This is a genomic window from Peribacillus sp. FSL E2-0159 (assembly GCF_038643155.1).
Classification (GTDB): Bacteria; Bacillota; Bacilli; order Bacillales; family DSM-1321; genus Peribacillus; species Peribacillus simplex.
Map to the genome: position 1 here is coordinate 4,819,009 of NZ_CP152053.1, position 21,457 is coordinate 4,840,465.

Below are 21,457 nucleotides of genomic sequence, written 5' to 3' on the forward strand. Positions count from 1 at the left end.
AAAGCTCCTGCGGGCATCGGCCTTATCTATAGATAAGTACCTAAAATCGATAACAAATTGGGCAGCTCGAATAGACCTGCGTACACAAAAAAGCATGATAGGACAAATCCCACCATGCTTTTCGTCGTAACACCTACATGTTACACGATTTATGGAAAAGGAAGCAGTCTTAAGGTAGGTATTCACAATGCAGAGTTGCACTATGAAAAAAGGCATACTTAATCCACTGACATATCAGTGATTAAAAACCTTATTCAACTAAATTAGTTGATACCTACTCCCGACATAAAACACCACACCTTTTCTTAGATTGGAATTAACATACCATATCAGTAAGAAAGAGTCAATTCATTTTTTCATTTTTGGGCCATCCTTCGAATCTATTCATGTAAAACAAAGGGGGAATTGGCTTTAACAGCCATAATGCTTCAGTACCTCCCCTTTCCAGTTTTGAATATTTACATTAGAATTGGGGTATGATATCCTTATATTAACATAAACTAAAAACACCCCCATGCTGGTAACATGAGGGTGACAACTGCAAGAGTGAGCGATCACTTTTCTAAACAATTTAATCTTGGTCAGAAGAAGAACCACTGCGATCTTGCGAGGATGAGTGGTTCTTTTTCCTTTTCTTGGCGAACGCAGACAGGATTAGACTGGTTGCTACAGCAACAAATATCTCTTTACCCATATCTGTAATTAAGTTCAATAAGAAATGCATCATACGGTCACCCCCTTTCCCATCCATAATTAGATGGAAAAGCAAAACAGTGACCTCCCACTCTATCCTCAGTTGTCCCTCTATTTTATCATATCTTTCACATTATGGAAAATATATGAAAATAAATAAGAGGACGTATTCTAGCTCAGATTATTCCCCTTTATTTACAAGTGCAGCTAACCTTTGAACATATCTCCTAATTAGCTAGATATATATGACGATAAGGAGTCCTAATGAGACCGTTTTTATTAGCTCAATTTCTATTGATCCACTTAAGTCATTAAGAAAAGGGGATTATCCATTGGATAATCCCCTTTTCGGTTTAAACTTCTTCACTTATTATGAGAGGGACTATTTTCCCTTCATTCACGTTGATCAATCCATGGTCGGTTATTTTCAGAGCCGGGCTGACAGGAAGCGATAAGGTGCTTAATGACATGATGACATTATAATGTTCATAGCCTAACGATTTAAGTGCATCTGTCAGGTGCTGAACCTGACTTGATACGATGTCCATCGGCTCTTCGGAAAGGATCCCCCCTACCGGAAGAGGAATCATGGATAGGACCTTGCCGTCTTCAACGCAGCAGACTCCGCCTTGCTTCCTTATTACTTCGTTAGCGGCAATCATCATATCCCGCTTATTATGGCCAATCACCAGAAGATTATGGTTATCATGTGAATAGGTTGTGGCAACCGCTCCACGCTTCAAAACATCGCCGGTGATCAACCCGTGGGCCCGATTACCGTTTTTCCCGTATCGTTCGAATGTAGCGATTAAACCATAAGGGCTTTCTTCCCAGCATAATTGACCATTCTTCCCATCTATACGATCATGGGTTTCAGATGTGAAAGTAGAACCATTCTGCACGTTTATGATCCGGCACTTACTGCGTTCATGCTGATCCGGGATTGTGATGGTAAAATCGTTTTCCGCAAGTTCCGCAAGCTTCACACTTTGATAGAAATGCTCAGGAAATTGTCTTTCCTTCACTTCTTGTACATATGGCCGTGAAGATTCATAAACTAGCTCGCCTTTTTTGTATACTTGTTCAATTTCAAATGTTTCCAAGTCCGATAGCAGCAGGAAATCTGCTGTTTTTCCAGGTGCAATGGCGCCGCGGTCATACATCTTCATCCGCTGTGCAGGTGTATAGGTGCATGCATAAATGGCTTTTTCCGGAGTCATCCCCATTTGAATGGCTTTCTTTAAAAGGACATTCAGATGTCCTCTGTTTTGGAAAGAGTCGGTCATGACATCATCGGTGACAAAGCAGAAATGCTCATCCACCTGCTTTTCCTTCAGGTAATTTATCACTTCTTCAGTCATTGATTTTTCTTGAATCTCAATGAACATTCCGGCAGCGATCCTCGCGTCCATCCCTTCAACGGTCTGGTGTGTATGATCTGAATTCACTCCGGCATAAACAATCTTCTGCAAGTCCAAGTCAAGCAGCTTTGGAACGTGCCCCTCAATGATCAGATCTGGATAACGGGAACGGATATGGGACAAGATCCGATTCGTTTTGCAATCCGGGTCGGTTATGACCTCATAGTAATTCATGATCTCGCCGAGACATTTAATGTCTTCCGTTTGCATCAATTCATCTATATCATCTATTTCTATAGCACCGCCTGTTGTTTCCATCGATGTCGCAGGAACGGAACTCGGGATGGCATAAAACATATCCGCTACGCAATCTTTACTCGCTTTGATCATTTCCTTCACACCGGAAATTCCGAAAACATTGGCCATTTCATGCGGTTCCGGCACGATCGTCGTCACGCCATTTTTGATTAACCCGTAGGAAAAAGTCGCAGGCGTCACCATCGTACTTTCAATGTGGAGATGGATATCGATCAGACCTGGAACCATATACTTTCCCTGTCCATCGACGATTCTATCCGGCTCGAAGGCATCCAATTCCCGTTCTCCTATATAATAGAACTTTCCATCCTTGATGGCTGCATTCCCTTTAATGAATCTTTTAAAATAGCTGTTAAACACGTTGATATCTCTTACAAGCATATCCAATCGCATACCTTACCCTCCTAAGCTAGTCAACAAGCACCATCTGGTTTCTCGGAATTTCAAGGATGATTTCCTGACCCGTCCGATAGGATTCCGACATTTCCTTGTTCACAGTGAAATCCCCTATTGGAGTTTCAACGACATATTGATAACTTCTTCCCAGATAGGTACTTACCTTAACTCGGCCAGATAAACTATTTTCCTGAACAGCTCCAGTGTTATCCTTTTCCCTGATCAACAGATCGTCCGGTCTGATGGCTCCTATTCTTCCAGTTGAATTGGTCATCTGTGCATCCTTGTGCAGCACAAATGAGTATCCAGACTTGTTCAGTTCGATTTTATCTTCATGATCTGTCCGCTTATCGAAGTCAATGAAGTTCTTGAAGCCGATGAAGTCTGCGACAAACTTCGTTTCAGGATATTTGTAAATGGTCGCAGGATCACTAAGCTGCTCGATGATCCCTTTATTCATGATCGCCACCTGGTCGGATATTGAAAAGCATTCTTCCTGGTCATGGGAAACATATACCGTTGTAATCCCCAGCTCTTGTTGGATACGGCGAATCTCGACTCTCATATTCACCCTTAAGTTGGCATCAAGATTACTCAATGGCTCGTCAAATAATAGGATGTCCGGTTCAATCACCAGCGCCCTGGCAATCGCAACCCGCTGCTTTTGCCCTCCGGAAAGTTCTTGGGGATATCTCTTTTCAAATCCTTTTAAATTAACGATTTCGAGCACATTCATTACTTTTTTTTCGATTTCACTTTTAGAATTCTTTCTAAGACGGAGACCGAATGCAATATTATCGAATATCGACAAATGCGGAAATAATGCATAGTTTTGGAACACAAAACCAAAATTCCGCTTGTTGACGGGCACTTTCGTATAGTCTTTTTCCTTGAATAAAAACTTCCCTTCGTTCGCCTGTAAAAACCCGGCAATTAAACGCAGGGTCGTCGTTTTCCCACAGCCGCTCGGGCCAAGAAGGGATACCAGTTTCCCTTTTTCAATCTCAAGATTGAAATCTTTTAATATATTCTGTTTGTTATATGCTACAGATATATCTTGTAAAGTGAATAAAGCCATCCATCATTACCTCCTTTATCGTTTTGTGAAATAAGACAATCCCATGAGACGCTCTACTATGAACATGAAGAAAGCCGTTATGAACATGAGTAATACGGAAATGGCCGAAATGGTAGGATCGAAGTAGTTCTCCACATACGTCAGCATCTGAATCGGAAACGTACTTACCCCAGGGCCTGTCATATAAACTGAAATGTCTACATTATTGAAGGATTCCAAGAAGGCGATCATGACTGCCGCCAGAATTCCTGATTTTATATTCGGGAGGACGACTGTAAAGAATGTGCCCAATTTACTGGCTCCGAGACTCTCCGCCGCTTCTTCAATGGAAAAGTCAAAGTTTGATAAGCTTGAAGAAATCACACGGATGATGAACGGCAGCATGATAACAGTATGTCCCACAAACAGAGCCGCATAAATCGGAAGCTGATAAGTCCCCACAATATAACGTAAAAACGCAAAGCCCAGCACAATTCCCGGTATTAAAATGGGAGAAACGAAAAAGGCATTAATCACGTTTTTCCCTTTGAAATCAAATCGGCTTAATGCATAGGCAGCCGGCACTCCCAGTAACAGAGCCAAAAGGTTGCCTCCGAGTGAAACAAGGATGGACGTTTTAAAAGCGACCAAAAACATTTCCACATTAAAAATATTTTCGTACCATCTTAAAGAAAACTCTTCTGGCGGGAACTTCAGAATATTTCCGCCTTCAAATGACGTAACGGATATGATAAGCAAAGGCCCTAGTAAAAAAAGGAACACCAGGAGAGTAAACAGGGCCAATCCTCGATTTTTTTCCTGCATACACCTCTACCCCTTTGGATTTAATTTTTTTGCCAAACCATTCATGATCGATATGATAAGGACTGTCACGGCAATCATTATGGTAGCGACAATCGATGCCACTTGCCATTCGTTCAATGTAATCGCGTTTTGATAAAGAAATGTCGAAATGACCCGCTGCTTCCCGCCTAATAAAGCAGGCGTTGTATAGGCCGTGAAGCTCCCTACAAAAACAAGGATGCTGCCAATGACCAAACCTGGCACCGAAAGCGGAATGATCACTTTTGAGAATACTGCCAACCTTGATGCTCCAAGGCTCTCGGCCGCTTTTAATAAGTCAGTCTCGATGTTCTCCATCACACCCACTAGCGTCACGATGATCAATGGCAGGAATAAATGGACCAATCCGATGATGATGGCAGTAGGCGTGTACAATATATCAAGCGGCTTTTCAATCAAGCCCATGCCCATAAGCAATTTATTCACCACACCGTTTTTACCGATAATCACCATCCAGCTGAATGAGCGGACCACGGGGCTTGTTAATAGCGGGAAGATCGTCAGCAAAAGCATGATGGCTTTCTTTCGTTGTTTCAATTTTGAAATATAATAAGCTGCTGGAAATCCTAATAGAATGCAAATGATTGTCGTGAACAGACTCACCCTAAGTGTCGTCAGCAGAATTTCAATAAAGTATCGATCTTGGAAAAAATCGAGATATCCTTGTATGGAAAAGCCGCCGCTTTCATTAAAAAATGTCGTGCCAATCGTCATTAGGATCGGAATGATCATGAAAATCGTTAAAAATAGAACGCCTGGAAACAGCAGCAGGTATAAATAGCGTTTTTTCACCTCGGAACCCCCTGTTCGTATTATTTATGAATTGATTATGCGAATGAACAGGTCGAAAAACGCTTCCGCATCGACGTCCAGACAAACATGCGCATTAGGCGGCTTCATCAGCCTATTTTGAAAGTCGCAAACCATCTGTCCGTCACAAAGCTCACTCTTTGTTTCAACATCCACATAATATTCTTCTCTGGTGACAAGATCTTCTTGCAAAGCGATAGCTACAGCTAATGGATCATGCATCGCACATGCCCATATACCGTTACGTTCAAAATACCTTTTCCGATAATCTGATGTACTTTCCCTTATATAATCAGCAAGTTCATGGTTTTGAATCAATTGGATATGCTCTTCACCCAATAGGACCTTTCTCGTGACATCAAGACCGACTTGCGTGATGGATGTGAATCCCGCCTGTAATACGATTTTGGCTGCTTCAGGATCGACATATGTGTTATATTCCGAGGTTGGCGTGACATTGCCAACCCCTTTAACAACTCCGCCCATGAAAATGACTTCTTTAACAAGCTTGGTGATTTGCGGACATTTTTTCACCGCTAATGCCAAATTCGTAAGAGGTCCCGTCATGACAAGCGTCACTTCACCAGGAAAATTCAAAATGGAATTGATGATGAAGTCAGAAGCAAATCCATCATCAGGCTGCTTTTTGACTGGCACATCCTTCAAGGCTCCGCCAATCCCGTCTTCGCCATGGATCCGGTGTTCAAAAAAGGGGCTCCTGATAATTGGCCTATCTGCCCCCTTTATGACTGAAATGTCCTGTTCACTCAATAAATCCAATATTTTGCATGTATTCAGTGTGGCCGTATCAAGTGATACATTCCCGTTCACTGTTGTTACCGCCAATATGTCGAATTGACGGCTTTTAACAGCAAGAATGATCCCGATCGCATCATCTATTCCAGTATCAACATCAAGAATCATTTTTTTCTTCATCAAGCACATCTCTTTTCTTTCTTAGTGTGTAAGTTCACGATTCCAACGATCGATCCATTGTTTAGAGTCTTCATTAACAAACTTCATGTCTAATACACGCAGGCTGTTAATGACGTCATCTCCATAGGTTAAGCCTTTCGCTTCCGTTTTAGAGAGCTTGACTTCCGTATTGACAGGAGAATCCACTTTCGCTTTCGCTGATTTCTCCTGAACTTCCTTGCTTAAGATGTAATTCATGAATTCGCCGGCCAATTCTTTTTGATCGCTGGCTTTAACAATATTCACCGTATTCATCACTGCGTAGCCGCCTTCTTCAGGGGAAATGAACTTAGCATTAGGAACGGCTTCCTGTAAATCGCCAAAATACATTTCCATGATTGGGCCTGCAGCGATCTCCCCTTGCGAGAACATGTTGACGAACTCTGATGTTTGCCCATATTCCTTAACCGCATTCGGCATGATCTTCTTCATTTGATCGAAGGCTTTATCTTCATTGAACTCTTTACTTCCGCTAACTTTTGAAGCCGCATCCAAAAACATCGGTCCAGTTGTTGAAGTGATTGATGGGATCGTGATCTTTCCTTCCAAATCTTTGCTCCAGAGATCTTTCCAAGAGGTAATCGGTTTACTCACTTCATCGGGATTATAGGCAATGCCAAATTGGGCAATGGTATAGGCTGGTCCAAAGTCTTCGCCATTTGGCGCTTTTGCTTTGTCGTATATATTATCAATATTCGGAATTTTACTATGGTCAACTTTCTCAAATAACCCTTCATCGATGCCCTGCTGTGCATAGTAGTCGGATAAATAGATAACATCCACATCGCTATTCGCTTGGCGTACCTTGTTCAATCGATCTGCATTATTACCTGAATCAACGACAATCTCGACATTATGCTCCTTTTCAAATGGCTCATAGACTTCCGGACGGAAGAAATCATCTGCGAATCCCCAAGTGGAAACGACTAATTTGGCTGGTTTTTCCTTTCCATCCTCCTTTGAAGAGCATGCAGCTAAAACTAATGTGAAAAGCGATAACATCATCAATATTTTTTTCATCATCCAAACCTCCAATTTTATATTGTTTAAAATTTCCTTTTTACTGATAAAAATGTAAAAAAAGACAATCTTAAATAGAATTGAAATTCTACCCAAGATTGTCTTTTCTTTGTAAACAAAGATAAAACTTATCATTTGGTTCTCATGTGGCGTTCCCTCCAGATAAATCCGAAGTGAAATCCATTTATATGATTATATAATTTTTTCCTTCAATACAATATTGGTGAATGCCAGCTGCGTCGCTGAGTCATAATCCCTCAGGACAGCTTCAATATCCCAATTCGTTTGCGTTTCCAGCTTTTGTTTCAGTTTCTTTTTATAAAGCAGGGACATATGAAAGTCCACCTCCTGCTTCAGGCTGGGAACTTCCCCTTCTAAAGCTTCAGAGCGCGGGGCACGTCGATGTTTGGCCTGAAATGTAATCACATTCTGCTCAACAGTAACCTTCAGCAGCGTCGTACCAAAGCCGAACAATTCCTTCGATACCTCATTATACATATGAGAAAGCAATTTCTTCGTTTCGTTAGAGTTTATCGGTAAGATGACTATCACCTGCCAAACTATCGTTTGAGGTAATTATATATACTTTTTCTTATTTGCACAAGATAATATTCGGATTTCGCATAAAAAAATGTTTTTTTTTTATTATATAGTAAATTTACACACCAATACACGAATTATAAAAATAAGCATATGGGGATTTCAATATATTTATATTACTTTATATCCAATCCAGCACTTCAATTAATGAAAACTTTTTCAGAGAAATAAGCGCAAGATTGAAAACAATTGATATAACCTTGCATCGCATTGAAAACGCTCTCACAGAGATTTAATATAGCTAGTATAGAGCGATTAAAAATAGAGAGTATCAAAGGCTCGTTAAATGAGGGAGGAATTTTTATGAAGAAAGCTTTTGAGAAAGCGCAGCAGTTCGGTAAATCTTTTATGCTCCCGATTGCCGTTTTGCCAGCGGCCGGTTTATTGCTGGGAATTGGCGGTGCTCTTTCTAATCCAAATACAGTTGAGGCCTATCCTTTTTTAGACTTTGCTTGGCTGCAGGCCATTTTCACGATCATGAGTTCTGCAGGAAGCATCGTATTCGGCAACTTGCCGGTCATTTTTGCCGTAGGTGTTGCAGTAGGATTGGCACGGTCGGATAAAGGGACCGCTGCACTGGCAGCCATGATTGGCTATTTCGTCATGAACAGTTCAATAAATGCACTGCTTCAAATAAACGGGGAACTTGCCAAAGAGAATTTGGCAGGTGCCGGACAGGGAATGGCGGTCGGGATCCAAACACTGGAGACTGGTGTGTTTGGCGGTATCGTAGTAGGTATCGTTGCCGCACTTTTGCACAATAAATATAATAAAATTCAGCTTCCGCAAGTGTTAGGATTTTTCGGTGGTTCCCGTTTCATTCCCATCATCGTTTCCTTCGCGTCCATCTTGGTTGGAGCCGTGCTTTTTATCGTATGGCCTTATTTCCAGCTTTTCATAAACCAATTAGGTGCGCTGGTAACGAGCACAGGTACAATCGGGACTTTCTTTTACGGATTCATATTACGGATGCTCGGGCCGTTAGGACTGCACCATATTTTCTACCTTCCCTTCTGGCAAACAGCTTTAGGCGGAACGATGGAGATTAATGGGCAGATTGTCAGCGGGACCCAGAATATCTTCTTTGCGCAATTGGCCGACCCAACTACCGTCAAGTACTATGAGGGTGTTTCCCGGTTCATGTCCGGACGGTTCATCACGATGATGTTTGGTCTGCCTGGCGCAGCATTGGCCATTTATCATTGCGCTAAACCTAAAAATAAGAAAGTCGTGGCCGGTTTGCTTCTTTCAGCTGCCTTGACCTCTTTCTTAACAGGCATCACCGAACCGCTTGAATTCAGTTTCTTATTTGTCGCCCCAATCCTTTATGTTTTTCATGCCTTGTTTGACGGACTTGCCTTCATGATGGCAGATATATTCAATATAACGATCGGTCAAACCTTTTCTGGAGGATTTATTGATTTTACTTTATTCGGGATACTCCAGGGCATCAGTAAAACAAACTGGATTTATGTACTTCTTGTCGGTATTCCGTGGTTTTTCCTATACTACTTCACTTTTAAATTCTTGATCAGGAAGAAAAATTTGAAAGTGGTCGGACGTGAAGATGATGAACAGGCCGCTGTTACACAAGTAACGGCATCAGAGAGAACCCAGACCATCGTTAATGGATTAGGCGGACAGGAAAATATCGATATAGTCGATTGCTGTGCAACCCGTCTGCGTGTCACGGTAAAGGATGAATCATTGGTGAAAGAGGACGTCATTAAACAAACCGGTTCAAAAGGCGTCGTAAAAAAAGGGAATGGCATTCAAATAGTATACGGTCCCCAAGTAACGATCATCAAAAATGAAGTGGAAGAATACTTGGGTCATTAAGAACATAGATAACGATAAGGACGTGTTAAACATGCAACAGGTGCTGGATAAAATTCACAAAGGCTTAATTGTATCATGTCAAGCATTGGAGAATGAGCCGCTGCACAGCTCTTTTATTATGGGACGCATGGCCATTGCTGCCAAAGAAGGCGGTGCAACGTGCATACGCGCAAACTCTGTAGCTGACATAATGGAAATCAAGAAAAATGTGGACCTTCCAGTCATAGGGATCATTAAACAGGTGTATGGACATAACGACGTCTATATTACTCCCACCATGGCCGAAATTGATGCATTGATGGAAACTAAAGCGGAAATCATTGCGACGGATGCTACAGTCCGGGTAAGACCGGACTGTAAAACATTAAAACAGTTTTATGGCGAAATACGAGCAAAATATCCGGATGTTTTACTAATGGCGGATGTATCTACCATTGAGGAAGCCGTATACGCTGACGATTTAGGATTTGATATTGTGGCGCCCACTTTATACGGCTATACGAACGAAACGTTCGGCCAGAAAATATATCAAGATGACTATGCCGTGCTCAAAGAGATAGTAAAAGCAGTGAAAAAAGCAAAAGTAATCGCTGAAGGAAATGTCATAACACCAGAAATCGCCCGATCTGTATTGGATATGAATGTCCATGCAGTAGTAGTTGGCGGTGCCATTACCAGGCCGCAGCAAATCACTAAAAGATTCGTGGATGCTATCCAAGAATAGAACGTTGCACATAGTAATGAAAAGACCCAGACTGGCAACAGTTTGGGTCTTTTTTACGATTCATGGTTCCTCAGGTTATTGACGTCCCTAATGGATACATTAAACTAGGAATACATATAAGAAATTTGAAATGGGTGAACACATGGAATATCTAGCGGAAAACCTCATATATGGCATTGAGTGCAGCATGGACAAATTCACCAAAACAGAAGAAGAATTGGCCAATTATATTCTGCAGCACCCTGAAGAAGCAAGTAAGTTAACCATTAGTCAAATAGCTAAAAAGCTTCATATTTCACCTGCAACCATTACGCGCTTCTGCCAGAAATTAGCCTTTTCTGGTTTCAATGAGTTCAGGCATGAGTTAAAAAGGTTCGTGGATCTCCGAAATACGCCGAAAGATATGAAGAACATCAAGCAGGTGGATTATTTCGCTAAACTGTATCAAGATCACTTAGGTATCATTGATAATACCTTTCATATAACCACATATGATGATATCCAAAAAGCTGTATCTTACCTTACACAGGCAAATAAGATTCATGTTTATGGAATAGGGAGTTCAGGTATAGCGGCCCAGGAGTTCAAGTCAAAGTTTTTCCGTATCGGCTTAACTGTTGAAGCTATTACAGATCCCCACCAGTCAATGATGGATGCAGCTTTAAGTAACGAGAATAGTGTTGTCATCGGCATTTCCATTTCCGGAACAACGAAAGAAGTGATTTCTGCAGTTAAAATCGCAAAGAAGCAAGGCTCACGTATCTTGATCTTTACTGGAGATAAGAATTCCGAGCTCTCACAGCTTGGTGATATATCACTATTGGTCACGAGCAAGAACAGCATGCATATGGGACAAAACATCTCTCCATTGCTTCCGCTACTATTACTTTTTGATTTAATATATACAGAGTTGGTTGCTAAAGATTATAAAAACAGGATAAGCATCAGGGAAAAGACTTTAAAGGTATTAACCAAGAACGACTGACTTTCGGCAGATCCGTTAAAAAAAAGCACATGGACCTACCCATACACGAATTACACCATCATATAAAAAAACTGCATCTCCAATTGGTTAGATGTTACAAACAATTGGGGTACAGTTCACTTTAAAAAACGTCTTTTTTTGTTCCTTTTAAACTAAATTTCTCATTACTGGCATGGAACGTTCTTGGAGGCTCTCGGAAAGAAGACTATACGCAATTACTTTATTCTTGTACTGTTTGACTACATCCACGTGGTCGTTGTAAATGTACACAAATGATCTAACATCGTTTTTTCCTCTTTTAGTATCAATTATTATTGGAGCCCCACTGTTCTCTGGATGTAAAAACAATTGCTCGTTCCCTGGGAATATATGATTTTTTTTCAAAAACTTAGCTTCGTTAAAATAATTAATTACTTGAATTTTGTCTTCACCTTCCAAACGTTTTCCATCAAAGGTTACGATTGCATTCGCGTCACTAATTTCAGAATGCATTTTAAATTTACTCAAAATCCAATTCACCGCATCGGTTGGAAGACAGGTAACTAATAATTTAAGCAAACCTAAGATAATTGTCAAAATCAATACAGGCAATGTCATATTTGATCATCTCCGCTACGTTATAATTTAATGTTTAATTGAAAGAGGCGGTCAGTTTTTCTTTGAGGTGACCCTTCTATTAACGTGTTTCTTGTTCACTCAGCTTACAATGGTGATTTTTTCACGTATCAATCAGATTCTTTTCGTTCACATTTTCGTCACATATGTGAACAAATTCACAATTCCCTACAAATAGAGTATGTCTTGTAAATCACTCGTACAAAACATAAGTTTTATACAATTAAGCCTATATTTCTATGCATTTTGATATGCTATTATAATAATCATTCACGTGATATCTTAGGCTAATTTTATTACGAAGTAGATGATGCCCACAGTTAATATTAGGGCAAGACCAATATAAATATAACTAAGGTTCAACAAATTCCCTCTCGTTGCCTCAGAATAATCACTATCACTCTTCCCCGTTAATGAAAGGGTGCCAACCAGAGCAACTATGCTAATGGCTACTACTAATATTACACTTATCGTCATGATTCAACGCCTCCCAATATTATTATCTATCTCCCAAATTGTTCCGATTCTCATCGTATATCGTAGTGTAACTACATAAAAAATCGTTCCTAATTGGCAGGTCAAAATTAAATAGGCCAGGTTGATCGCACTTCGTAATTATATTAGAAAACCCTACTTCTCTATAATAAAGGAACAACCAATTTTAGGACCATCCAATCAAGTGAAATTTACACCATCCACTTGCTGAATTCTTCCGTTAATTACATAGAAAGGTGCAGAGCTTCTCTGAAGGAATGGCTAAGATACCACGTCTTGTGGCAACTCCTGACCTAACTTGCTTACTTTTAAATAACAAAAAAAGAATCATGAATTTGTCATGATTCCAGTTAGTAGACAAAAGTGGGTCGGAAAACGTAACTTAAATGATGTTCCTGAAACAACTGACCCAAAACAACACCTTCAACTCCTAGGGTATGGTTACAATTTAGAAGTGGATTTCCACTCCATGCACTCGCTTTCCGCGGGCGGTCCGGGAGCCTCCTCGGCGCTCGCCTGCGGGGTCTCCCTTTGACGCACTTTTCTAAGCAGGAGTCTCGTACCTTACGTTCCAATCAACTGGAACGTTTTTTAAAATAACCAACTGCAGGCCGGTCTCATTCTGAACCATGTTTAAGGCCAGGTTATCCTTCATGTTTTTTTCCTGTAACGAACTTATTGGATTGAAGAAATTTGCGACACTCCTGCCGAATTACTGGCTAGCCGAGACACCACAGGCGCTTACGCCGAGGAGGCTTGGCAGACAGTCGGCGGAAAGGGAGTGGATTTCTGAAATCACCGGAACCTTTTAATTAAAAAACTGCAGGCAAACCGAACAAGTTTGTCTACAGTCTGAATCATGGAATCATCATGATTCTCTCTCGTGAATATGAAAGCATATGTTTATAAACTTTTTACAGCCTCTGCAAACCTTTTGATGCCTTCGTGAATGGAATCCTCATTTTCCCTTGCAAAAGTAAAGCGTACGTATTCCTTATTTGTACCTAGTGTTGAACCCGGAACGTATATGACTCCCCTTTTGATGGATTCCTCCAGTAACTTTATTTCGTTCAATGGCACTTTCAGCTTACACCACAAATGAATTCCACCATTTGGCGAATAATAATCAACTTTTTTTTGCAGGAATTGTTGAAGACTCGAAACCATTGCATCCCTTCTTTTTTCCAGTTGCCCCCTTAAGTAGGCAATATGGGCAGGAAAATACTCTGATTCCAAAAAATCGTTTGCTATCCATTGGGTGAATGAGCCATGACCGAAGTCAAACTGCTGCTTAGCATCAGATAGTCTCTCTATAACTGGTTTCGGTCCTATAATCCACCCAATTCTTAAACCGGAAGCAACAATTTTTGACAAAGAGCTTATATATAAAACATTTCCGTTGTTGTCCATCGATTTAAGAGTGGAAATTTCTTCGCCAGCAAAGGAAGTTAAACTATAAGGATCGTCTTCTATGACCGGTATTCCATATTCGGATGAAAGTTCAAGAATCCTTTTACGACGGTTGATATGAAGGACAGTTCCTGTAGGGTTTTGAAATACAGGGTTCAAAAAAATCATCCTGATCCGATGTTTTTTATGGAGTTCCAGTAAATCCTCTGGGTTGATGCCATCTTTATCAACTGGTAAAGGAAAAATTCTTAGCCCCGCGGATTGAAAGATGGGAAGGTTGTAACTATATGATGGATCTTCCAATACAACGGCATCTCCTGGCTTTAACAAGCATTGGACCACCAGATGTAGGGCTTGCTGTGCACCAGAAGTAATGAGTATAGAAGATGGATGCGTGTCAATTCTCCTATACTGTTTAACATGATTGGTTATCGTTTCCCTTAAAACCGCATTGCCTTGAGGGTGATCATAACCTAAGCTACCAATGAAGGACCGATTAGATATGATTTCACGTAAGGATTGGACTGGAAATAGGTCTTCTGAAAGCTCCCCACTAGCTAAGTTAAGAAGGTTATGACCTTCCGTCTCTTTACGTATTCTTTGGGTTACTGGCATATTGGGCAAAAAAGAACCCGCTTCGATATATCTATTCCAGCTAGGTATACGTTTTCGGGTAATTCCCCAGATATCCTTGCTGATCATCGTTCCGCTTCCTTTTTTTCGTTCAACTAGCCCATTTGCTTCCAATTCATCATAAGCCGCAACAACTGTGCTTCTGTTAACTCCCAGTTCACTTGCCAAGAAGCGTTCAGACGGTAGCGGCTTATCCAATAAAAATGTTCCATCAGCAATGCCACTCTCGATGTAAGCTGCTATTTGCTTATATAAAGGCTTCTTGGATTTTCTGTCAGTTTTCCATTCCATAAGCTACATCCTTTAAAATGTTTAGTTAAGTTAATAGCGCACTAAATTATAAACTTTATATCCTTATTCATTCCCAAAAGTAGTCAAACCTCATATTTCAGTATAATCTTCAGCAGAGATTATTGCACTCTTAGGGTAGAAGCTGTACTACAAAATAAAAACGAAAGCCTACATTTCTTAAATGAAATGGAGGCTTTCGTTTCATCTTCTTTAGCTATGCAGACTCCCCTTCAGCCAAGGGCGATCCTGATAGTGTCCGATTGGGATTTGGATCAGGCTCGTTTTCCTTTGCGTACCATCTATCTTGTAAAGTTCATCACACATATTCACATCAAAGCCGAGCAGCGGGTGCCCGTTCATTCCGAGGGCTGACGACGCTAGCAGTAATTTCTGAACGAGCATCCCCGCCTCCATTTGCTTGATGCGGTATCCTCTATATCCAAGTTGCGTTTTGGAATAATCCCGCTCACCAACTACATGTATACAGATCGGGACTTGCTGAAAATTCATGATATCAAGAGACATTCCGTATTGCAATCGGAGCCGATGATCTCCTGATTGTATCTGTCGTAATGAATGTGTCGTCCTGTCATAATGGTATGCACCATCTTGAATGTCTTCCACATTATACAAACAAGCATATAAGGAAACGCGATGTTCGTTGTTATCGTTTATTCCATCCAAATCATTTCGATAGGAGAACGAAGCAGTTGCCTCCTGCAGAAGTGCCGCCAGTTGCCATTGACTAACTTTCCCCAGTATGAAGTCCATTTCAGGTGAAAATCGCTTCCGGCAAACTGATGCCAAATCATAGGACAACCGCTTCACGATAGGAAGGGCTACAATTTGTCCTTCGAATTCCGCCCCATTCTTTAGATTGATCCGCCGGAATGATTGGGTGGACTCGATCATGGATGCTTCATTCATTCTAGTTAACATCGGAAATTCCCTGATCCTCTGCGACCGAACATAGTGTTCAGGCTGAATATCCGACAATTCCCTGCATAATTCCGTCGAAGTGACAGGTCCGTCCATACTGCTTTCTTCTCTAAATTTAAAAGAAGGTTCTGCCGATAAGGGGATCACCGCATACGTGCTCTCTTCCTCTTTCGAAAGCCCGAGCAGACGATTGATGGCCCGATCAAGGAATTGAAAGCACACCCCTGCTGCGATTCCAAACCGTTTCGCCACTTCGAGCAACTGTCCAAGAAGCACCCCCGCATCCAGACCTTGCAGACGGTATGAAAAGTTATTATATTTGTAGAAGTTTTTCCAAAACATCGTCGATACAAAAACCGTGCCAAAGCATGCGGACATATCAAAGGTTTCACCAAGAGCCTTTGTTACATATGAATCAAAATTCCCTTCCCGCAGCAAAACCAACCGGTGGTGTGCCGTATCATAATGGTATACGCCAGCAGGTAATCCCTCCATTTTCAAGTATACGTACAATTCGCTTGGATACAAAGCTCCCCCTGATGCCGGAAAACGCCGGAATGACTGCATGAGGTCCTCAGATTCCGAGGATCTCGGTACCTGACTGACTTGGGTCAGGCCATATGCATACCAGAGGAAATGACCGATTCCTTCGAGGTCCTGCTTTGAAGGCCCGCTGCACTCCTCGAGCGTCAGCGGCACCTCCAGTGATAGGGAAAAAACAGGCAAGTCACGGTAAAGCTTATACGTTAGCGGTGCATCATCCCAATCCACTTCCCAATCCGGCGGACTTGCCTTTTCGATATCAAAATGCAAATTGTGCAAAAATGTCTCTAGACTCATCCTCCAACCTCCTAAGTCACCGCTTATGGAAAAGGATGCGGATGCGGATTGAGCTGTTCGAATTCAAGCGGCCGTTCAGCATATCCAAGTTCCATCGGAACCCTCAGTATTCTCTCAAGCCCCGTTATGCGGGTAAGATGATGGCCGAATGTCATCGGCAGCATCCCCGGGATCAGCACTTTCACGCAATGTAATCCATTCCGTGCAATTTCCGGCGTCGTCTGATCCACCACAATCACCTCAAGTTTCAATCGGCGAAACTCCTGAAGGATTTCCTGCAAATCTTCCGTCAAGTCCGGATGGTTCACCTTTTCCCCGTATTCTTCAGCGAATGTTCGCATCGGGCGGTCATCATCCAGCAGAAACTGCAGTCGCTCTTCGGCTTGCGGTAAACCGTACAGCATGCCATGATCATCCATTTTCCGTACGAGTGAGGAATCATGCAGCATTTTCTCAACCTCATCCTGGTTCTCTTCCAATTTATCGTCAAGGGTCAGCATCATGCCAGCCAACTCGAAGACCGCGCTTTTCACAGCCCGGACCGGGTCCAGATGGGCCCCTGCCGCACATATGATATTCAATCCTTTTTGTTTCCTGTTTTTCGCCAACGCCCATACGCTTGGTATACCGTGTTCCATCGTCGCATTAAACAAATGGATATCATATCCAGCTGCCGCCCTCGCCCTGTCAATCATCAGTTCTAGTTCTTTGTCATTTGCAGAATAAGGGTCAAGGCGTGTGAGGGGCAGCTGCGCATACCAGGTCAGCAGGAACGAATCACGTTCCACCACTTCCATGATGCCGTAGAAAATGGCCTCCTCCAAACTTCCCCCTAAAGCACATCCATTGGAAGTTTCATAGACAAATCCATGACCGCAGCCCAAGCTGTAATAAGAAAGCAATTCCGGGACCAAGATCGGCCGCTCTTGCAAAAATGAGTGGCCCCACACCCAATCTATCGAGCGGTCAGGATTAAACGGTTGAAACGGGAAATCATGCTGTGCATAATTTTCCTTCGAGTGTACCCCTATCCTGATGGGATTGAGCGCAAACTCTTTCACGTTGTTGTAGCTGTCATGTATGGCTGTCTGTTTGCCGCGGGGCTCCATTCCGCAATACCTTTCCAATCCCTCCAATATCGCAGTCATCTCACTGACCGCGTATGAAAGAGTCCGGCCTGCCGCCCCCTCATCTCCTATGAATAATGGCAAATTAACACTTACATCGGCAAAGGGCGGCACAAGGTCTATCATTTTATTATTCAGGAATCCTGTGCGGTGGTCCAAGTAATCCTTGGCCAGAACTTCACTCAGCTCCTCCATTGAACGGGTACGGTAACTGTCGGGACTGATTTTCGGACTTGGCTGCAACGAAATCCTTGCACGCTCCTTCGTGTCATCAGGTAATGTTGAGCAAACCGGACACAATGGATCTGGTAAAAATGAGTGCCATGAACCATTCAGCGTTTTCAGGCTGATTAATGATACCTGCCCTTCCGACCGGGCGTGTTCTCCTTTCATCACTTTCCTTACCTCAGCACAAATCACGTGAGCCATCTGTAAAAGACCTGTGCGGGATGCCGCCGCATCACGCTCCATCCCCCCATTTTCCTGCAGCTGTTTGCGGATTTCCCACATTTCCTTTCGATCACGCCCGGCCATGAGATGCCTTTGGTCCGCACACTGTGAGCAGCCAGGAACGCCCGGGCGGACCACCGGACCTATCACTCCTTCTCCAAATGATACAAACCCACGCAGCCAAGGAATGCCTGCTTCCTTTATCACCTCTTCCGCCTTTAGATGGACAGCGGGATTCCAAGCATCCTGCAGCAGAAGGACCATAGCCGTCGTTTGCGGTATTCCTGCCTCGAAATCGGTTTGGCGATTCACCTGATATTGGCCGGACAGGTCCCCATGAACATGGTCGGCCAACACTCCTTCCCCGACAACCAATACGTCAGTTTTCACCCTGATTCCTCCTCTCGCAAAAACACCCCAAACACACCTGCAATTTCTTCCTTCAAGAAAGGTTCCAGATCCATTTCAAAAACGTGGATTCGCTTACTTTTCTTCTTCAAGACTTGAATGGCGGACTGTACCAGTTCGGAATTCCCTTTCACCTCACACGAAGGAATCACAAGATTCAGGGGCATCTTTTCTTCCTCAAGAACAGGCGATGCCACTAAACCTGGAGCCGTGAGGCATACGGTCTGGTTTTGGACTTTCATGACGGCCTTTTGCAAGGCATTCCGTAATGCGATCGTTACATTCAAACCGACAGCGCCAGACCATCCATCGCTCGTTCCTGCCCAAACTACCGGGAAACCGGACACTTCCTCACCCAATGCGATGATCGGATCTCCTTGCAGCCGGGTCAGCGCTTGTAAATAATACCTGCAGCGCTCATCTTCCACCTGAGCCAACTGCACCGTCACAAGTTTTTCCTGGTTGAACCGTTTATTGCCAAACTCTTTATCCAAACTGCTTTGCAATCCACGGCAAACACCTTCAGCAAATGTTTCACCTGCCCCGACACCGATCGATTCCTTTATATTGTCTGCCCCTTGAAGCGGAGGAAGAGTCAAAACGAGCTGGCTAAGTGTTCGGGATACATATGCTTCAACTCCTGCAAGACCGGTTTCCCTCCTCGCTTCCTGATGCGTCAGATCTGACCGGATAACTTCAGGCAGCAGTTCGGCCGGACCGGACGACAGCGGATCAACAACCTGAACGCGGCATTGAGCCAACGGCAGCTGTTTTAAATCCCCTTCATCCCAACTATGAAAGACTCCGGATTCCGAGGATGTCAACCTGCTGAAATACATAAACACCTTCCCCGGCTCACCCGGGTCCGATTTCTGTTCGAGCCGCCGTTCAAAATCTTCAATCCATGCAGCAGTCCCTTTTCCCGTTACCCCCGGGTGGGGAATGAACGGATGCCATTTCCCTTCCAATGTATCCATATCCAACAGATAAAATTGATTGGCTTGTTCTGCTGTAATAACGCCTGTAGCCTCTTTAAACCATTCGAATACCATTATATTCGCTAACATCGCTCCGGCTGTGGCGGAAAAAGAAGATGGTGCCTGGTTCTTTTCCAGCTCAGCTTGATGTAAACGATGCCATGCTGACTCCCAACATCCCTTGGAATCCGGATGGACAAGCGGACCAGCCATGCCTACTTGATTGATGATCAATGCAGGAAACAGGATCTTGTTCCCTTGCCTGCAAACCGAATGAATTTCTCTTAATTCCTCTATATCACCTTCCTGTGACACATATAATATCGAGTCAAAAGGCCGCACGATCTCCAGCCATTCAATCTCTGCTCCCTTTTCAAGCACGACCTCCTCTATGGCAACCTCGTCGTCCGTCTTACGCGCATGTGCCACGATTTCATTCAATCTTTTTCTATTGGTCGGTAACGTGTCCGTAATGAGGATATGGAATGCAGGCAATCCGGATTCGATCAGTGAGGACACCAATGAAAGGAAGAATGGGCCAGAGCCTATAGCCAACGCCTTTTTCTTTCGATAAGTTTCAAAACGGTGAGCCCCGGAATCGCCGCAACTTTCCAGGAACTCGATTTGCGAAGCAAACCTTTCAAGAACTTGATTCCTTAATTGATGGGGACTGTCCTGACTTACATCCCGAACAAACCCATTACCGTACAAAACCTCGGCAATTTCCATCACCCTGTTCCGGTATGGGTCAGGCAATCCATCCGTCAACTCGCTTAATGTATGGTTCCCGTTGAACATCGGTAATAACTTTTCAATCCACTGGACGATCGAGCTGCCCTCCATACGGAACGAACTTATGTTATTCCTGAAATACACACCTCTATTTGGTTCCGGAAGAAAAAACGTATCCCTTTTCACTTTCAAACGCATAGAAGGGGTCAAATTCACCATTCCGCTCCTCCTAACCCGAAGCATTCTAAGTTCTGCTTCATCACTTCACTATCATCCTATGTACGACAATTTGTCTCTTATGTCTAATACAATAAAGAAAAGTCCCTGCACATGCAGGGACCTTATACTGTTGACCTTAATGACCGCAACGTCCGCAACGACCGCCGCACCCTCCGCAGCGTCCGCATCCACCACAGCGTCCGCATCCACCACAGCGACCGCCGCAACCAAAGCAGCCAAAGCACAAGAAACAGCCAAAACAACCAAAGCCACCCACACCAATGAATTGTCGGGACGAATCATCCAAATTGTACTGGTTTTGCTCCCAAGGGACTGGCTGAGTTACCTGGAAATCATCGACATTCAGGTTTTGCAATTGATTTTGAAATTCATACATTTTATATAACCTCCGTTTATTATTTATAAGGTATTGCTTAGAGTAGGAAACAGGAACAAAATGGTCAGGGAATTATTACCAAATCAAATACTCCCTCCAACAAATTATGTCAGGGGAGTGGGTATTGCAACTGATTAAAAAGCCTATTTTTATTAAATCTTCATAAAACGGTTCAAGACGGAAACAGGATAATCACTATATTAATTATGTGGCTTAATACAAATGAAAAACTTCGAGACAAAGCTGAAAGAACCTGGAACTAAGTTGGCAAGCCTAGGATAG

General features: G+C 42.8%; 19 protein-coding genes. 4 read left to right on the forward strand and 15 right to left on the reverse strand.

The window, feature by feature from the left end; translation table 11 throughout:
• Positions 1–571: 571 nt before the first annotated feature.
• The 8 genes from NYE63_RS23535 to NYE63_RS23570 all read right to left on the reverse strand — a co-directional run bounded on the left by NYE63_RS23535 (position 572) and on the right by NYE63_RS23570 (position 8,037).
• Positions 572–727: a hypothetical protein gene (locus NYE63_RS23535; protein ID WP_289334306.1), complete on the reverse strand. Its 156-nt coding sequence runs from the start codon at positions 725–727 to the stop codon at positions 572–574.
• 319 nt (positions 728–1,046) lie between these two features.
• Positions 1,047–2,765, reverse strand: coding sequence for an adenine deaminase C-terminal domain-containing protein (locus NYE63_RS23540; RefSeq protein WP_342602956.1), 1,719 nt, complete (start codon positions 2,763–2,765; stop codon positions 1,047–1,049).
• Positions 2,766–2,781: 16 nt separating this feature from the next.
• Complete coding sequence (locus NYE63_RS23545; RefSeq protein WP_342602957.1) at positions 2,782–3,846, reverse strand: ABC transporter ATP-binding protein; 1,065 nt, start codon at positions 3,844–3,846, stop codon at positions 2,782–2,784.
• A gap of 15 nt (positions 3,847–3,861) precedes the next feature.
• Positions 3,862–4,650 carry an ABC transporter permease gene (locus tag NYE63_RS23550; protein WP_342602958.1) on the reverse strand — a complete coding sequence of 263 codons (789 nt, stop codon included), beginning with the start codon at positions 4,648–4,650 and terminating at the stop codon, positions 3,862–3,864.
• Positions 4,651–4,656: 6 nt separating this feature from the next.
• Positions 4,657–5,481, reverse strand: coding sequence for an ABC transporter permease (locus NYE63_RS23555; RefSeq protein ID WP_133350519.1), 825 nt, complete (start codon positions 5,479–5,481; stop codon positions 4,657–4,659).
• A gap of 24 nt (positions 5,482–5,505) precedes the next feature.
• Positions 5,506–6,435, reverse strand: coding sequence for a nucleoside hydrolase (locus NYE63_RS23560; RefSeq protein ID WP_342602959.1), 930 nt, complete (start codon positions 6,433–6,435; stop codon positions 5,506–5,508).
• 21 nt (positions 6,436–6,456) lie between these two features.
• On the reverse strand, positions 6,457–7,494 hold the full coding sequence (locus tag NYE63_RS23565; RefSeq protein WP_342602960.1) for an ABC transporter substrate-binding protein: 1,038 nt from the start codon (positions 7,492–7,494) through the stop codon (positions 6,457–6,459).
• 192 nt (positions 7,495–7,686) lie between these two features.
• Positions 7,687–8,037, reverse strand: a complete 351-nt coding sequence (locus NYE63_RS23570) for a DUF2294 domain-containing protein (protein ID WP_094246708.1) — start codon at positions 8,035–8,037, stop codon at positions 7,687–7,689.
• Positions 8,038–8,397: 360 nt separating this feature from the next.
• On the opposite strand from NYE63_RS23570, the gene NYE63_RS23575 reads away from it, so the two are divergent.
• The 3 genes from NYE63_RS23575 to NYE63_RS23585 all read left to right on the forward strand — a co-directional run bounded on the left by NYE63_RS23575 (position 8,398) and on the right by NYE63_RS23585 (position 11,642).
• Positions 8,398–9,933 carry a maltose/glucose-specific PTS transporter subunit IIC gene (locus NYE63_RS23575; protein WP_342602961.1) on the forward strand — a complete coding sequence of 512 codons (1,536 nt, stop codon included), beginning with the start codon at positions 8,398–8,400 and terminating at the stop codon, positions 9,931–9,933.
• Between the two features lie 31 nt (positions 9,934–9,964).
• On the forward strand, positions 9,965–10,657 hold the full coding sequence (locus tag NYE63_RS23580) for an N-acetylmannosamine-6-phosphate 2-epimerase (protein ID WP_342602962.1): 693 nt from the start codon (positions 9,965–9,967) through the stop codon (positions 10,655–10,657).
• Between the two features lie 142 nt (positions 10,658–10,799).
• Positions 10,800–11,642: a MurR/RpiR family transcriptional regulator gene (locus tag NYE63_RS23585; RefSeq protein ID WP_342602963.1), complete on the forward strand. Its 843-nt coding sequence runs from the start codon at positions 10,800–10,802 to the stop codon at positions 11,640–11,642.
• 147 nt (positions 11,643–11,789) lie between these two features.
• Here the strand turns inward: NYE63_RS23585 and NYE63_RS23590 are convergent, their stop codons facing one another.
• Both NYE63_RS23590 and NYE63_RS23595 read right to left on the reverse strand, forming a co-directional pair.
• Positions 11,790–12,239 carry a YfmQ family protein gene (locus NYE63_RS23590; protein WP_342602964.1) on the reverse strand — a complete coding sequence of 150 codons (450 nt, stop codon included), beginning with the start codon at positions 12,237–12,239 and terminating at the stop codon, positions 11,790–11,792.
• A 300-nt stretch (positions 12,240–12,539) separates the two neighbouring features.
• Complete coding sequence (locus NYE63_RS23595; RefSeq protein WP_342602965.1) at positions 12,540–12,734, reverse strand: hypothetical protein; 195 nt, start codon at positions 12,732–12,734, stop codon at positions 12,540–12,542.
• Between the two features lie 671 nt (positions 12,735–13,405).
• Between NYE63_RS23595 and NYE63_RS23600 the strand changes: the two genes are divergently transcribed.
• The gene (locus NYE63_RS23600) at positions 13,406–13,564 is read left to right on the forward strand and encodes a hypothetical protein (RefSeq protein WP_185150905.1); all 159 of its coding nucleotides are present in this window, start codon (positions 13,406–13,408) and stop codon (positions 13,562–13,564) included.
• 91 nt (positions 13,565–13,655) lie between these two features.
• On the opposite strand, the gene NYE63_RS23605 is transcribed toward NYE63_RS23600, so the two are convergent.
• The 5 genes from NYE63_RS23605 to NYE63_RS23625 form a co-directional block, all read right to left on the reverse strand.
• Positions 13,656–15,086, reverse strand: coding sequence for a PLP-dependent aminotransferase family protein (locus NYE63_RS23605; RefSeq protein WP_342602966.1), 1,431 nt, complete (start codon positions 15,084–15,086; stop codon positions 13,656–13,658).
• A 210-nt stretch (positions 15,087–15,296) separates the two neighbouring features.
• The gene (locus NYE63_RS23610; RefSeq protein ID WP_342602967.1) at positions 15,297–16,865 is read right to left on the reverse strand and encodes a SagB family peptide dehydrogenase; all 1,569 of its coding nucleotides are present in this window, start codon (positions 16,863–16,865) and stop codon (positions 15,297–15,299) included.
• Positions 16,866–16,888: 23 nt separating this feature from the next.
• Positions 16,889–18,832 (reverse strand): TOMM precursor leader peptide-binding protein, encoded by a 1,944-nt coding sequence (locus NYE63_RS23615; RefSeq protein ID WP_342602968.1) that lies wholly within the window; start codon positions 18,830–18,832, stop codon positions 16,889–16,891.
• A complete protein-coding gene (locus NYE63_RS23620; protein ID WP_342602969.1) occupies positions 18,829–20,778 on the reverse strand; it encodes a putative thiazole-containing bacteriocin maturation protein in 1,950 nt (649 codons plus the stop codon). Before NYE63_RS23620 ends, NYE63_RS23615 begins: the two co-directional genes overlap by 4 nt.
• 136 nt (positions 20,779–20,914) lie before the next feature.
• Entirely contained in the window at positions 20,915–21,175 is a 261-nt protein-coding gene (locus NYE63_RS23625) for a heterocycloanthracin/sonorensin family bacteriocin (RefSeq protein ID WP_342602970.1), read from the reverse strand.
• Between the last annotated feature and the right edge of the window lie 282 nt (positions 21,176–21,457).

Bases quoted from the DNA above. Each gene is read 5' to 3' on its own strand.
- NYE63_RS23585 (WP_342602963.1), top strand. From the start codon at position 10,800: ATGGAATATCTAGCGGAAAACCTCATATATGGCATTGAGTGCAGCATG.
- NYE63_RS23600 (WP_185150905.1), top strand. From the start codon at position 13,406: ATGTTTTTTTCCTGTAACGAACTTATTGGATTGAAGAAATTTGCGACA.
- NYE63_RS23605 (WP_342602966.1), bottom strand. From the start codon at position 15,086: ATGGAATGGAAAACTGACAGAAAATCCAAGAAGCCTTTATATAAGCAA.
- NYE63_RS23535 (WP_289334306.1), bottom strand. From the start codon at position 727: ATGATGCATTTCTTATTGAACTTAATTACAGATATGGGTAAAGAGATA.
- NYE63_RS23580 (WP_342602962.1), top strand. From the start codon at position 9,965: ATGCAACAGGTGCTGGATAAAATTCACAAAGGCTTAATTGTATCATGT.
- NYE63_RS23620 (WP_342602969.1), bottom strand. From the start codon at position 20,778: ATGGTGAATTTGACCCCTTCTATGCGTTTGAAAGTGAAAAGGGATACG.
- NYE63_RS23540 (WP_342602956.1), bottom strand. From the start codon at position 2,765: ATGCGATTGGATATGCTTGTAAGAGATATCAACGTGTTTAACAGCTAT.
- NYE63_RS23565 (WP_342602960.1), bottom strand. From the start codon at position 7,494: ATGAAAAAAATATTGATGATGTTATCGCTTTTCACATTAGTTTTAGCT.
- NYE63_RS23625 (WP_342602970.1), bottom strand. From the start codon at position 21,175: ATGTATGAATTTCAAAATCAATTGCAAAACCTGAATGTCGATGATTTC.
- NYE63_RS23610 (WP_342602967.1), bottom strand. From the start codon at position 16,865: ATGAGTCTAGAGACATTTTTGCACAATTTGCATTTTGATATCGAAAAG.
- NYE63_RS23545 (WP_342602957.1), bottom strand. From the start codon at position 3,846: ATGGCTTTATTCACTTTACAAGATATATCTGTAGCATATAACAAACAG.
- NYE63_RS23575 (WP_342602961.1), top strand. From the start codon at position 8,398: ATGAAGAAAGCTTTTGAGAAAGCGCAGCAGTTCGGTAAATCTTTTATG.
- NYE63_RS23595 (WP_342602965.1), bottom strand. From the start codon at position 12,734: ATGACGATAAGTGTAATATTAGTAGTAGCCATTAGCATAGTTGCTCTG.
- NYE63_RS23590 (WP_342602964.1), bottom strand. From the start codon at position 12,239: ATGACATTGCCTGTATTGATTTTGACAATTATCTTAGGTTTGCTTAAA.
- NYE63_RS23560 (WP_342602959.1), bottom strand. From the start codon at position 6,435: ATGAAGAAAAAAATGATTCTTGATGTTGATACTGGAATAGATGATGCG.
- NYE63_RS23550 (WP_342602958.1), bottom strand. From the start codon at position 4,650: ATGCAGGAAAAAAATCGAGGATTGGCCCTGTTTACTCTCCTGGTGTTC.